13 protein-coding genes and 1 pseudogene are annotated in these 13505 nt (G+C 72.8%); 8 read left to right on the top strand and 6 right to left on the bottom strand.

All coding sequences use genetic code 11. From position 1 onward, the window contains the following. Nucleotides 1-10: 10 nt before the first annotated feature. Entirely contained in the window at nt 11-499 is a 489-nt protein-coding gene (locus HF526_RS03485) for a VOC family protein (RefSeq protein WP_169379754.1), read from the top strand. On the opposite strand, the gene HF526_RS03480 is transcribed toward HF526_RS03485, so the two are convergent. Beyond that, nucleotides 463-753, bottom strand: coding sequence for a hypothetical protein (locus tag HF526_RS03480; RefSeq protein ID WP_169379753.1), 291 nt, complete (start codon nt 751-753; stop codon nt 463-465). The genes HF526_RS03485 and HF526_RS03480 overlap by 37 nt on opposite strands. 65 nt (nt 754-818) lie before the next feature. Here HF526_RS03480 and HF526_RS03475 point away from each other — a divergent pair, with 65 nt between their 5' ends. Then, a complete protein-coding gene (locus HF526_RS03475) occupies nt 819-1676 on the top strand; it encodes an SDR family oxidoreductase (protein ID WP_169379752.1) in 858 nt (285 codons plus the stop codon). 6 nt (nt 1677-1682) lie between these two features. On the opposite strand, the gene HF526_RS03470 is transcribed toward HF526_RS03475, so the two are convergent. From HF526_RS03470 to HF526_RS35045, 4 genes are all read right to left on the bottom strand, one after another. Continuing rightward, nucleotides 1683-2951 carry a hypothetical protein gene (locus HF526_RS03470; protein WP_169379751.1) on the bottom strand — a complete coding sequence of 423 codons (1269 nt, stop codon included), beginning with the start codon at nt 2949-2951 and terminating at the stop codon, nt 1683-1685. A 93-nt stretch (nt 2952-3044) separates the two neighbouring features. Then, nucleotides 3045-3518 carry a phosphate-starvation-inducible PsiE family protein gene (locus tag HF526_RS03465; protein ID WP_338051268.1) on the bottom strand — a complete coding sequence of 158 codons (474 nt, stop codon included), beginning with the start codon at nt 3516-3518 and terminating at the stop codon, nt 3045-3047. A gap of 89 nt (nt 3519-3607) precedes the next feature. Then, nucleotides 3608-3823 carry a hypothetical protein gene (locus HF526_RS03460; protein ID WP_169379749.1) on the bottom strand — a complete coding sequence of 72 codons (216 nt, stop codon included), beginning with the start codon at nt 3821-3823 and terminating at the stop codon, nt 3608-3610. 136 nt (nt 3824-3959) lie between these two features. After that, on the bottom strand, nt 3960-4037 hold the full coding sequence (locus HF526_RS35045) for a 2OG-Fe(II) oxygenase (RefSeq protein WP_338051279.1): 78 nt from the start codon (nt 4035-4037) through the stop codon (nt 3960-3962). A 100-nt stretch (nt 4038-4137) separates the two neighbouring features. Between HF526_RS35045 and HF526_RS37270 the strand changes: the two are divergent. Further along, nucleotides 4138-4407, top strand: a pseudogene (locus tag HF526_RS37270) (PEP-utilizing enzyme); the annotation flags it as partial. Between the two features lie 45 nt (nt 4408-4452). Here the strand turns inward: HF526_RS37270 and HF526_RS03445 are convergent. Continuing rightward, entirely contained in the window at nt 4453-5973 is a 1521-nt protein-coding gene (locus HF526_RS03445) for an aldehyde dehydrogenase family protein (protein WP_169379748.1), read from the bottom strand. A 459-nt stretch (nt 5974-6432) separates the two neighbouring features. On the opposite strand from HF526_RS03445, the gene HF526_RS35040 reads away from it, so the two are divergent. From HF526_RS35040 to HF526_RS03420, 5 genes are all read left to right on the top strand, one after another. Beyond that, a complete protein-coding gene (locus HF526_RS35040) occupies nt 6433-7158 on the top strand; it encodes a trypsin-like peptidase domain-containing protein (RefSeq protein WP_169379747.1) in 726 nt (241 codons plus the stop codon). Between the two features lie 131 nt (nt 7159-7289). After that, on the top strand, nt 7290-8252 hold the full coding sequence (locus HF526_RS03435; protein ID WP_169379746.1) for an undecaprenyl-diphosphate phosphatase: 963 nt from the start codon (nt 7290-7292) through the stop codon (nt 8250-8252). Between the two features lie 1338 nt (nt 8253-9590). Continuing rightward, nucleotides 9591-10067 carry a MarR family transcriptional regulator gene (locus tag HF526_RS03430; RefSeq protein ID WP_169379745.1) on the top strand — a complete coding sequence of 159 codons (477 nt, stop codon included), beginning with the start codon at nt 9591-9593 and terminating at the stop codon, nt 10065-10067. 176 nt (nt 10068-10243) lie between these two features. Further along, complete coding sequence (locus HF526_RS03425; protein WP_338051266.1) at nt 10244-11878, top strand: peptide chain release factor 3; 1635 nt, start codon at nt 10244-10246, stop codon at nt 11876-11878. Between the two features lie 118 nt (nt 11879-11996). Next, the gene (locus HF526_RS03420; protein WP_169379744.1) at nt 11997-13490 is read left to right on the top strand and encodes a SulP family inorganic anion transporter; all 1494 of its coding nucleotides are present in this window, start codon (nt 11997-11999) and stop codon (nt 13488-13490) included. The last annotated feature ends 15 nt before the right edge of the window (nt 13491-13505 follow it).

Here is a 13505-nt window from a genome sequence, read left to right as displayed (position 1 = left end):
AGGAGCTCGGATGACGGGATCCACGACGACCCGGCCGGCGTTCCACCTGGCCGTCCCCGTGGACGATCTCGCGAAGGCGCGCGAGTTCTACGGGCAGGTGTTGCGCCTGCCCGAGGGGCGATCCGCGTCGACCTGGGTCGACTGGAACCTGCACGGCCATCAGCTGGTGACCCACGTGGTCCCCGCGTCGCCGGGTGGCGCCGGGTCGAACCCGGTCGACGGCCACGACGTTCCGGTGCCGCACTTCGGGCTGGTGCTGTCGATCGAGCAGTTCCACGAGCTCGCCGACCGGCTGCGGGCGGCCGGGACGAGCTTCGTGATCGAGCCCTACCTGCGCTTCGCCGGTGAGCCGGGCGAACAGTGGACGATGTTCCTGCACGACCCGGCGGGCAACGCGCTGGAGTTCAAGGCGTTCCGGGACGAGGCGCAGCTGTTCGCCACATGGTCGGCGGAGTCGGCCGATCAGCCCCGGGACGCCGACGTCCGGGCCAGGCGGTAACCCACCAGGAGCGCGACGGCGGCCACGATCGCGGCCACGAGGCTCGGCCGGTCCCGCAGCGCACCGTCGACCGCCGGTGCCTTCTCCGCCACCCCGCGGACGTCGCGTGCCGTCCGCCGGGCCTGGGCGACGGTCTCGCGGCCCCGCGCCCGGATGCGGGCGGGCACGTCGAGGCGGGCCGCGGTGCGCGCGCCGGTACACGCCACGACCGGGTGGCGGCCCGCCGCCCGGCGGGCGGGCGGGTGTCGGGGCACGGCCGAACGGGTAGGGGCACCACGGAACCGAACACCGCCGTCGTCGACCGGAGGTCGTGACACCGATGCCGCAGGACCCGAACCCGGCCGCCCAGCAGCAGGATCCACCCGGTGACACCGCTGCGATGAGGCCCGGCCCGCGTGACGAGATGGCCGGCTACGTGGGCCGGGGGCTCTTGGAGGGCAAGGTCGCGCTGGTCACCGGTGGTGACTCGGGCATCGGGCGGGCGGTGTGCGTGGCGTTCGCCAAGGAGGGCGCCGACGTCGCGCTGGCCTATCTGTCCGAGGACGACGACGCCGAGCACACCGCGGGCCTGGTCCGGGCCGCGGGCCGGCGCTGCGTCACGATCCGCGGGGACCTGGCGGACGCGGAGCACTGCCGGCAGGTGGTGGACCGCAGCGTCGCCGAGCTCGGCCGGCTCGACGTGGTGGTCAACAACGTGGCGACCCAGGAGGACGAGGACGACCCGGAGAAGATCACCGACGACCGCTGGCTGCGCACGTTCGACGTCAACGTGCACAGTTTCTTCCGGGTCACCAAGGCCGCGCTGCCGCACCTGGGGCCGGGCAGCTCGGTGATCAACACCGGGTCGGTGAACGGGTTGCGCGGCAACAAGTCGCTGATCGACTACTCGGCGAGCAAGGGCGCCGTGACCGCGCTGACCTACGCGCTGGCCCAGGCGCTGGTCGATCGGGGGATCCGGGTCAACTGCGTGGCCCCCGGCCCGGTCTGGACGCCGCTGATCCCGGCGACGATGCCGCCGGAGAAGGTCGAGTCGTTCGGCGCGCAGACCCCGATGGGCCGCGCTGCGCAGCCGGACGAGATCGCCCCGTCGTACGTGTTCTTCGCGGCGCAGCAGCTCTCCTCGTACTACACGGGTGAGGTGCTGGCCCCGCTCGGTGGGGAGACGCTGCCGGGCTGACCCGTTTCAGCTGGCGGAGACCGCCATGTCCACCAGCACCAGGCCGCCGGTGTCCGAGGGCGGCCGGGGCTCGCCCGGCGCGGACGCCGGTGTCGCCGCCGGTCCGGTGCTCTGCCCGGCGCCGGGGTCGGCCGGGGTCTGGCCCGGATCGGGCCCATGGGTCTCGCCACCGGTCGCTGCCGGGTGAGTGGCCGCTGCCGGGTGAGTGGTCGCTGTCGGTGGAGCAGTCGGGGTCGTCGGCGCGCCGCCGCTCTGGGTGCCGTTCTGCGCCGTGGTGCTCTGCGGCGCGCTGTCCCGCGGGGTGTGGTTCGGCTGGGTGTGCCCGGCCGGGGGCCCGCCCTCGGCCGGCGGCGCGGTGCTGTGGTCCGGGCTCCCCTCGGAACGCGGCGGTGCCGAAGGGGGCGGCGTGTGGTTCTCCGATGGCGGCGACGACGGCCGTGTCGCGGTCGGCGGGGTGGTCGACCCCGACTGGCTGCTCGTGGTGGTCCCGGGCTGCCCGCGGTCGGCTCCGGAAGCGGTCGCGGCCTGCGCCGTGGATGTACCGGGGGCGGCGACGGCCGCGTCCGCGCCGGAGGCGGGGCTCGGGCGGCGTGCGGATCCGGCCGGACCGGGGGCGACCGCGCGGGTGGCCGGGTCGCCCGGGGCCACGGTGTCGGCCAGTTGCGCGGCGAGCAGCGCCTGCTCCCGGACGAGCTCGTCGCGGCCCTCGGCGGCGCGGACCGCCGCCAGGCGCGCGTGGATGCCGGCGACCTCCCGAGCGGCGTCGCCGGCGCGGCCCTGGTGCAGGGCCTCACGGGCCCTGACCAGCCCGTTCGTCACGTCGGTCGCGGCCTCGACGGACCGTGCCCGCTCGGCGTAGAAGACCTTCGACACGCTCCACAACGTGTCCCCGGGGCGGGCTTGCCGCGCTCCGATCGCCAGGCCGGACAGGACGATGAGCACCAGCGCGGCCGCTGCCGCTGCGCGGAGCGCGTAGCCCGCCCCCGCCCGGCGTTCGGTGGCCTGAACCGGGAGGGCCACCACGACCGCCGGCTCCGGGCCACTCGGCTGCGGGGATTCCTCGGGGCGCACCCCGGCGACCCACGTCGCCAGGATCGCGATGAGTTGCTCGTCCGGATCCACGCCGTCCGCCGGCGCGCTCGGGGATCGCCTCTCGCCGGCTGCCAGCGCGTCGATCAACGCGTCGTCGGCACGGAGGGCGCCGAGGTCGATCGGGTCGTCGGCTCCGTCGTCCCCGCAGGGGTGGGCGTCGTCGGCCCGGTGATGCTCCCGCACGCCGACCTCCCTCCGGGTACACGCGTCTGAGAGGGGAGTCGTTCCGGACGGACGGAACATTATCGGGCGTCGCCCGATAGGGTGAGTGCGGCGTCATCCACCCGCGGAGGTCGACGGCGGGACGAGGCCCGGCTTCGGTTGGCTGCCCCCCGAGCGCCGCCATACCAGGGTGGTGATCGCCATGACGAGGATCAGCGCCATCAGGATGAGCAGTTCGATTCCCTCGGGGTTCCAGTGGAACGACTGCTCGGCTTCAGCGGTCAGGACGAGGACCCGGCGGATCCCGGCGACCAGGCCCACCACGAGGAACGGCTCGGGATCCAGCGCACCCCGGTGCCGGAGCGCGATGGCGACGGTGTGCAGGAGTTCGGCCACGATGAAGAGCAGGAGTGTCTCGTCGAGCACCGCGAGCAGCAGCGCCGGTCCGTTGTGGTGGCCGGCCAGCACGAACGCGATCTCGCGCGCGGTGTCGGCGACGAGGACGAGTGCCACCACCACGAGCAGCACTGCGGCTATCACATGGAGTGCGTCTTCGGCGATCTCGACGGCGTGGGCGATGCCCGCCACGGGGCCTGGCCGGCGCGGCATGACGATGAACGACCGGCGAGGCATCCGCGCCGGGGAGCGGACTCCTCGCTACTGCACCGGCGCCGGGCTCACCGGTCCCGGAGCTCGGGCCGCGGCGGTGCGTCCAGCCCCAACTCCTCGGTCTCCTCGTCGTCCGGGAACTCGGCCTCTGCGTCCCGCCACGGCTCACGGGTCGGGCCCCGCCCGCGCAGTTCGTTCTCGATCTCGCGCTCGAGGACCTCGTCCTTCAGAAAACCGTGCTTGGCGCTGCCTCGCTCGACCACCGCGTCCTCCGTGAACTTCATCGGTTGATGGAGCATCGCGGATACCCACGACCGCCGTCCGGTACACCTGCGGCCGGCGCGGCGGGGCCGGGCCGCACCGTCCGGGACGTGGCCCGGCCAGTCCGGAGTCGCGTAGCGTGATGCCGGGCCGCCCGGGTCAGCGCGCGTTGTGGAAGATGACGCCCAGCACGTGCCGGACGCCGGTATGCACCGCACTGACGCCGTGGCGCGTCACGACCCGCCGGTGGCCGCGCGCACCCGGGACCGGCGGTGCCGCACCGGGAAGACCACCGCCTGGCCGAGTCCGGGGCGGGCGACCATCGCCGCCCGAGGCTGTGCCCGGTCACGTACAGCACTTTCATCGGGTTGAGGCACGGGTCGCACTCGACCGGCCGGCGCGCACCGGGAGCCCGGCGGGATCCTCGTCGTCCCGTCGACCGGGCCGGTCGGACCCGCTGTTCCTCACCGCGGGCGGCCCGGTGGTGGAGATGCGCGGGTCCGACCCGCACGGCGCGGTCGTCGCCCGGGAGGTCGGCATCCCCGCCGTGGCCGGGGTCCCGGACGCGAGGCTGCGCATCGGGAACGGGCAGCGGATCACCGTCGGCGGCGGGGCGGGGACGGTCCCGACGGACCGAGGACAGCGGGTCTGTTCAGAACAGGCCCAGCGGCGACTGGGCGTAGCTGACCAGCAGGTTCTTCGTCCGGCTGTACTGGTCGAGCATCCTCGTGCGGTGTTCCCGGCCGGAGCCGGAGGCCGTGGCGGCATCGACCGCGGGGCCGGCCGGGTACCGATGGTGGCAGTTCGTCCAGACCCGGCCGGCCCGGATCGCCCGGCCCATCCGGTGGGCGCGATCGGCGTCGCGGGTCCACATGCCGGCGCCCCGGCCGTAGCGGGTGTCGGCGGTGACGGCCACGGCCTCGGCCTCGTCGGTGAACGGGGTCACGCCGAGCACCGGCCCGGCGATCTCCTCCTGGAACACCCGCATCCGGTCGTGGCCGGTGAGCACGGTCGGCCGGAAGTAGTGGCCGCCGGCGAACTCGCCGTGCATCCGGGCCCGGGCGCCCCCGATCAGGACCTCGGCGCCCTCACTGCGGCCGAGCTGCACGGCGGACTCGATCCTGTCCAGCTGGGCCGCGGACACCTGTGCGCCGAGCATCGTGGCCTCGTCGAGCGGGTCGCCCTGCACGATCCGCGCGGCTCGGTCGAGGCAGCGGGTCAGGAACTCGTCGTAGATGTCGTGCTGTACCAGGGCGCGCGAGGGACAGGTGCACACCTGGCCGCCGTTCAGGGCGCAGAGCAGCAGGCCCGTGACGGCCGTGTCCAGGAACTCGTCGTCGGCCGCCATGACGTCGGAGAAGAAGATGTCGGGGGACGTGCCGCCCAGCTCCAAGGTGACCGGCACCAGGTCCCGGGTGGCATGAGCCATGATCAGCCGGCGGGTGCGGGTCCGCCCCGTGAAGGCGACCTTCGCGATCCGCGGGTTCGTCGTCAGCGCCGCGCCGACCTCGCTGCCCGGCCCGTTCACGATGTTGATCACTCCGGGCGGCACGACGTCGGCGACGACCTCCGCCAGCACGAGCAGCGACCACGGGGTCGGCGAGGCCGGCTTGAGCACGCTGCAGTTGCCGGCGGCCAGCACCGGGGCCAGCGTCCAGGCCGCCGTCACCAGGGGAAGGTCCGACGGCACGAGCTGCCCGACCACGCCGAGCGGCTCCCGGATGTGATAGGCGACGAGGTCCCTGCCGACCTCGGTGATCGCTCCTTCCTCGGCCCGGATGGCGGCGGCGAAGGAGCGGAACCGGTCGGCGACGAGCGGGATGTCGGCGAACAGCGCTTCGCGGACCGGCTTGCCGTTGTCCCAGCTCTCGGTGACGGCGAGCCGCTCGGTCTCGGCCTCGATGGCGTCGGCGATCGCGGTGAGCACCCGGGCGCGACCGGAGTGCGAGGTGGTTGCCCATGCCCTGCTGGCTCCGTGCGCGGCATCCAGGGCCAGCTCGACGTCCTGCGTCGTCGAGTCGGGGACCTCGCAGATGGGGGCCCCGGTGGCGGGCGAGAGGTTCACGCGGTAGCGGCCCTGCGCCGGCGCCACCCAGTTCCCGCCGATGAAGTTCTCGTACCGGGACGTGACGGCGGCGATGCTGCCGGGGCGGCCCGGGGGGACGAAGCGCATCGGGGCCTCCTTCGGCGCGGGAACCGCCCGGTCCCGCTGAGGCTCCTCGTGCGGCCGCGCCCGCAGCAGGGCCATTCGGACTCCGGTCCGACCGGGGCCGGACTCGGCCGGACCGCTTGCGGCGCTGCGGGATCGGGTAGCCGCCGGACGTCCTGTGGCATCGGGACATCCGCCTCTGCCGCCCGGGCCCGGAGCGCCCCAGCCTGGTGCCCGGGCGTCGGTGTCCGGCCGAATCGGTCGGGATCGAAGCCGCTCCCGACCGGTTCGTCGAAGCACCCAATGGCGGGGGGGCGACGGATGGCGAACGACAGCGCCTCGGCAGGCGGCGGATCCGGCACGGACACAGCCGCCCCGCCCGGCCCGGAGCATCGCAGCTGGACCGGTCCGCGGGCGGTGCCCGGCGTCGTCATCCCGCCGACGGGCGCCGGCGCGCCGGCACGCGTATCGGGTGCCAGGCTCGTGCGGTACACCGCGCTGGTGGCGGCCCTCGTGCTCATGTCCGTGATCGGCGGGGTCTCCGGCGCGGTCGGCATGCACCGGCTCGACCAGGCCGCGACGGGTTGGACGAGCCCGGCGGGGCCCATGAACGTCCCGGCCGTGGTCGCCGCCGTGCAGCCCGCGGTGATGCGGATCGAGGTCACCGTCTCGGCGGGCCGGATGGCCGGCTCCGGGATCGTGCTCACCCCCACCGGCGACCTCGTCACCAACGCTCACGTCATGCAGGACGCCACCGCCGCCCGCCTCACCGGGCTGAACGGCACCTACACCGCCCGGGTGGTGGCGAAGTCGCCCGCGGACGACCTGGCCTGGCTGCACATCGACGATGCGTCCGGACTCCCGGTGGCCCGGCTGGGTGACTCCGGGGCCGTCCGGGTGGGCGAGGACGTCGTGGCGATCGGGAACGGACTGGATCTCGCCGGGGCGCCCTCGGTCACCCGCGGCATCGTCTCCGCCCTCGGCCGCTCCACCGACTCCCTCGACGGGCTGATCCAGACCGATGCCGCGATCAGTTCGGGCAATTCCGGCGGCGCGCTGGTCGACCCGACCGGTGCGGTCATCGGCATCACGAGCGAGGCGGCGGTCGGGAATCCGTCGACCACCACAGAGAACATCGGTTTCGTGATCCCGTCCGCCCGGGTCGTCTCCGTGCTGCGTGGCCTGGGGCTGGCCGTTCCCGGTGGCTGACCCCGCCGGTCCGGCGCGACCCCGGGTAAGAGCCTGGCAAAATCTTGAGGCGATCTCGGCAATGAGCGTTACACCTGATACCTCCCGTGCGGTTAGACCGGGGCGCAGTCGACGGATGAGGGGGAGTCCAGGTGAGCGGGCTGAGCTGGCTGGAAGCGATCGTGATCGGCGGGTTGCAGGGCGTGGCCGAGCTGTTCCCGGTCTCGAGCCTGGGACACAGCGTGCTGCTCCCGGCGGTGATCGGCGGCTCCTGGGCCCAGGACCTCGACGTCAGCGCCCCCGAATCGCCCTACCTGGCCTTCATCGTCGGGCTGCACGTGGCCACCGCCCTGGCGCTGATCATCTACTTCTGGCGGGACTGGGTCCGCATCATCCGCGGCCTGATCACCTCCATCACCCGCCGCGAGGTGCGCACCCCCGACCAGCGACTGGCCTGGCTGCTGGTCCTCGCCACCATCCCGGTCGGCCTCGCCGGGCTGGCCCTGGAACACACCTTCCGGACCTACCTGGCCAAACCCATCCCCACCGCGGTGTTCCTGGTCCTCAACGGCGTGCTGCTGCTGGCCGGCGAGCAACTGCGCCGCCGCGCCGACGCCCGCGACGCCGCCCGGGGCACCAGCGTCATGCCGGCCGTCGGTGCCACCGCGACCGGCGCCGGCCGGCGCGCCACCACCGCCCCGCAGACGGCCGGGGAGATCTCCGACCGGCGGCTGGCCACCCTGCCCGTCGGCCGGGCCGTGCTCATCGGCGCCGCCCAGATCGCCGCCCTGGCCCCGGGCATCAGCCGCTCCGGCTCCACCATGGTCACCGGCCTGGTCAAGGGCCTGTCCCACGAGGACGCCGCCCGCTTCTCCTTCCTGCTCGCCACCCCGGTCATCCTCGCCGCCGGCGTGCTCAAACTCGGCGACCTGGCCGGCCCCCTCGGCGCCGGCATCCGCCCCCAGATCCTCGTCGGCAGCCTCATGTCCGGCATCGGCGCCTACCTGTCCGTCCGGTTCCTCACCGCCTACTTCGAAACCCGCTCGCTGCGCCCGTTCGGCATCTACTGCATCGTGGCCGGCGCCCTCTGCCTGGCCTGGTTCACCCTGCGCTGAGCACGCCCCCGCGCGGGTGACGTCACGCCGCGATACCGCTGCCGGGCCCGCGGACGTGCTGCGCCGCTCCGGCGGTCCCGGCGGCGAGGCGTCCTGCGGACGTGTGCCGGGGCCCCGCGCGGACCGGCCACAAGGCGACCCGGACACGGCCGGATCGCCCCTTGCAGTGGGAATGTCGGCGCCCCGCTACCCGCGCCGGAACCGATGAACACCTCGAATTCGGTCGACGAAATCCGGCCGTGTGGGCGGCGGTGTGCGGGCGGCCACGCCCGGGGTTTGGGCTGTAAAAAAGTTCTCGGCCTCCAGTGTGATTGCTCGGGCTTTGGAGAGGGAATGTCGGGTCCGGTCGCCGTCCTTGGCCGACCGTCCGAGAAACCGTTCGATTGTGGTCAACGAGAGACAAAGGCAGTGGGGCGCGTGGATGATTGGAGGTGGGAATCGTGACGTCGACGACGCCCCAGGTGGGATCGTTCGGAACGACATCGGCCGACGATCCGGCCGCGAATGACGGCGCGGCCACCGTCCGCGACCCCGGTGTATTCGGTGAGATCGGCAGTCGTTTTCGTTCGGTTCCGCTGACGGTCGCTCGGGTGGCCCGGTGGTGTCCTGCCCCAGGTAGAGCGTCGATGCGGCGATCTCGGACCGGCGCGAACAGTGCGCGGGGATGTCGGGGTGAGGTCGCATCCGAGGTGTTCCGCCGCACTGGCCAGGACATTCACGAGCGGCGCAGAAGATCCTGGCTGGGTGTGGCCGGTGTCGTGTGCGGACTGACCACTCCGGGGAACGTGAGTGCAACCGAGGCACCGGGGGTGAACGTGAGTGGACGCTGTGTGTATCCGGTCCGGGAGTGCGTGTGCGGCGAGTAATCGGCACCGGTCGTCGTCGCACAGCTCGGAGGCGCGCCCGGCGCCCGGGTGGTCGCGCGGGATGGTCGCCGACGCGGCTCCGGGCCGGCCCGCCGGGGGTGGCTGAACTGATTCCTCCGGCCATTTCTCGGGGTGGCTTCCAGAGGCCTGCAGGGCGCTTTTCTGCAGGCTTTTGAACTCATCTGTCGGTGGCTTGTCAGGTGTCACGAAGAAGATTTCCGAGCGCGCCGAAAATCGGCGCAAGCGGGGGCCTGTGACCTCGGATCATGGTTGCTCGGCGGCGTCGATCTGGCCCCCAAAGAAGGATGGAGCCCGGAAAGATGGCTATTATGCCTCCATGGCAGGCGGTCCCTCGGCTCGGCGGCGAGCGCGGGCAGAACAAGCCGATTCCGCTCGCGCGGAAAGGATCGGTAGCGAACGACCAAGTTCGCAATCCCTGGCCGAGCTGCTGGGCGACCGGCAGGTCGGGGGCGTGCCGATCGATCTCCAGGCGATGTCGACGGTGGCGAACATCCAGCGGATCGCCATGCGTATCCGCCACCACCTGGAACAGGGCGTGCTCAAGGAGAGCGAGCTGACCTGGACCGGCTTCGCGGTGCTGTGGGTGCTGTGGGTGCGTGGCGAGATGCAGACCCGGCACCTCGCCGAGGAGGTCGGCGTCAACCGCAGCACGCTCAGTGGCGTGCTGGCCACCCTGGAGCGGCGCGGCCTGCTCACCCGCCGCGGGCACGAGACCGAGGGCCGGTTGGTGATCGTCGAGCTGACGCCGAAGGGTGAACTGCTCATCGAGAACCTCTTCCCCCGGTTCCACGCCGAGGAGACCTTCATCGTCTCCTCGCTCAGCTCCGACGCGATGCGCCGCCTGGGCAACTCGCTGCGCACGATCCAGGAGCTGCTCGACTCCCAGGAGGGCCGGCAGCGCCGCGCCACGGCCCTGCGCGAGCGCTAGTCCGCCACCTCCCCGCCGGCCGCCCGATTCGGCCCGGCCGAGGTCATCACCGGACGTGAGTATCGCGACCCGGTCAGGCGACGGCGCGGCTCCGCTGCGCGGGCGAGTTACCCTCGGATGAGGCGGTGCGGAGCGTGCCGGTGTCAGTTGTGCAGTGAAGGGATGGCTGAAAGCCGGTGAGCGCCACGTCGGCCGATGATGGTTCGCGCAGTGCCCTGGGACGGGCGGTCGCGGGGGAGGCGGCTCGGCGGCGGACGTTCGCCGTCATCAGTCACCCCGACGCCGGTAAGTCGACGCTCACCGAAGCGCTGGCCCTGCACGCCGAGGTGATCGACGAGGCGGGCGCGGTGCACGGCAAGGCCGGCCGCCGCGGCGTGACCTCGGACTGGATGGAGATGGAGCGCAAGCGCGGCATCTCCATCACCTCGGCGGTGCTGAAGTTCGCCTACCGCGACGCGGTCATCAACCTGCTGGACACTCCCGGCCACGGCGACTTCTCCGAGGACACCTACCGGGTGCTCGCCGCCGTCGACGCCGCGGTGATGCTGCTCGACGCGGCCAAGGGCCTCGAGCCGCAGACGCTCAAGCTGTTCGACGTGTGCCGCAGTCGGCGCATCCCGGTGCTCACCTTCGTCAACAAGTGGGACCGGCCCGGCCGTGAGGCCCTCGAACTGCTCGACGAGGTGGAGCAGGCGATCGGGCTGCGCCCGATGCCGATCACCTGGCCGGTCGGGGTGGCCGGTGAGCTGCGCGGGCTGATCGAGTGCGCGACGGGAGAGTTCACCCGGTTCCGCCGGACCGCGGGCGGCGCCACCCGGGCCGAGGCCGAGGTGGTCCCGGCCGAGCGCGCCGAGGTCGAGGACGCGCCGCACTGGGGCACCGCCCAGGAGGAGCTCGCGCTGCTCGACGAGATCGGCGCGAAGTACGACGAGGAGGCGTTCCTCGCGGGCACGGCGACGCCGGTGCTGTTCGGTGCCGCGCTGCCCAACGTCGGCGTCGCGCGGCTGCTCGACGCGCTGGTCGAGCTGGCCCCGTCGCCGGGGCCGCGGGCCGACGTCGAGGGCCGTCCGCACCCGGTCGACGCTGCCTTCTCCGGCATGGTGTTCAAGGTGCAGGCCGGGATGGACCCCTCGCACCGGGACCGGATGGCCTTCATGCGGGTCTGCTCCGGGCGGTTCGAGCGCGGCATGGTGCTCACCCACGGCGTGACCGGGCGGCCGTTCGCGACGAAGTACGCCCAGTCGGTGTTCGGGCAGCAGCGGTCCACGATCGAGGAGGCCTTCCCGGGCGACATCGTCGGGCTGGTCAACGCCGGGGCACTGCGGCCCGGCGACACCCTCTACGCCGACGCCCCGGTCGAGTACCCGCCGATCCCCAGCTTCGCCCCGGAGCACTTCGCGGTGGTGCGCTGCGCCGAGGCGGGCAAGCACAAGCAGTTCCGGCGCGGGATCGACCAGCTCGACAGCGAGGGCGTGGTCCAGGTGCTGAGCTCGGACCTGCGCGGGGACCAGGCCCCGGTGCTGGCCGCGGTCGGCCCGTTGCAGTTCGAGGTGGCCACCCACCGGCTGGAGTCCGAGTTCCGGGCCCCGGTGACGCTGGAGCCGCTGGGCTACTCGGTGACCCGGCGCACCGACGCCGAGGGCGCGGAGGTGCTGGCGCGGCAGAGCGAGGTCGAGGTGCTCACCCGCCGGGCCGACGGCGACCTGCTCGCGGTGTTCGCGAACAAGTGGCGGCTGGAGACGATCCGGCGGCGCTACCCCGAGCTCGTGCTGGAGCCGCTGCTCGCCGGTTCGGTGAACGATCCGGCCTGATCGCCGGGACGTCGATCTCCTCTCATTCGTCTCGCCATGGGCGGATCGTCGCGTAGTGTGCGGCGGGCCGGAGCCCCGATGAGCGTGGCTCGCCCTTCCCTCATCTGCGAAAGAAGCGATGTCGCTGCCTGCTGCGCTGTCCCGCCGACCGTCTCGTCCCTCCTGGGCGTCCCCGCGCGTGCTGCGCACCGAGACCCTCTCCGGGCTGATGGTCGCGCTCGCGCTCATCCCGGAGGCGATCTCGTTCTCGATCATCGCCGGGGTCGATCCGCGGGTCGGGCTGTTCGCGTCGTTCACGATGGCGGTGACCATCGCGTTCACCGGCGGGCGCCCGGCGATGATCTCGGCGGCCACCGGCGCCGTCGCGCTCGTCGTCGCGCCACTGGTGCGCGAGCACGGGTTGCCCTACCTGCTGGCCGCGGTGATCCTCGGCGGGGTGCTGCAGGTGCTGCTGGCCGCCGTCGGGGTGGCCCGGCTGATGCGGTTCCTGCCCCGCAGCGTGATGGTCGGGTTCGTCAACGCGCTGGCCATCCTGATCTTCTCCGCGCAGCTGCCGTACTTGGTGAACGTGCCGTGGACGGTCTACGCACTGCTCGCCGCCGGGCTCGCGGTCATGGTGGGGCTGCCGCGGCTCACCACGGTGGTCCCGGCGCCGCTGGTGGCGGTCGTCGTGCTGACCGCGTTCACCGTCGCCGCGGGCCTGGTCGTGCCGAACGTGGGGGACCAGGGGGCGCTGCCGGACAGCCTGCCCGTGTTCGGCCTGCCTGGGGTCCCGCTGGACCTGACGACGTTGCAGATCGTGGCGCCCTACGCACTGGCCGTCGCGCTCGTCGGGCTGATCGAGTCGCTGATGACCGCAAAGCTCGTCGACGAGGTCACTGACACCCGCTCGGACAAGACCCGGGAGTCCTGGGGCCAGGGCGTGGCCAACATCGTCACCGGCTTCTTCGGCGGGATGGGCGGCTGCGCCATGATCGGCCAGACCATGATCAACGTGAAGGCCGGCGGGGCACGCACCCGGCTGTCGACGTTCCTGGCCGGCGTCTTCCTGCTGGTGCTGGTGGTGGCCCTGGGGGACATCGTGGCGCTCATCCCGATGGCCGCGCTGGCCGGGGTGATGATCATGGTCTCGGTCGGCACGTTCGACTGGCACAGCATCCGCCCGGCCACGCTGCGCCGGATGCCGCGGAGCGAGACCACTGTGATGCTCTCCACGGTGGCGGTCACCGTGCTCACACACAACCTGGCCTACGGCGTCGGGGTCGGGGTGCTGGTCGCGATGGTGCTGTTCGCCCGCCGCGTCGCGCACCTGGTCGAGGTCACCGGAGTGCTCGACCCGGACGGCACCAGGAAGATCTACCGGGTCAGTGGGCAGCTGTTCTTCGCCTCCAGCAACGACCTGGTGTCGGCCTTCGACTACGCCGGCGACCCCGCCGACGTGGTCATCGACCTGTCCGCGGCGCACGTCTGGGACGCCTCCACCGTGGCCGCGCTCGAGGCCATCACCACCCGGTACGCCGCCCGCGGCACCACGGTGACCATCGTCGGGATGAACGAGAACAGCCGGCAACGCCACGACGCGCTGGCCGGCCATCTCTCCGGCAGCCACTGACAACGGCGCTTCCGC

The sequence above is a fragment of the Pseudonocardia acidicola genome, assembly GCF_012911935.1.
Taxonomy (GTDB): Bacteria; Actinomycetota; Actinomycetes; order Mycobacteriales; family Pseudonocardiaceae; genus Pseudonocardia; species Pseudonocardia acidicola.
This window is presented reverse-complemented; position numbering and strand designations above follow the sequence as displayed.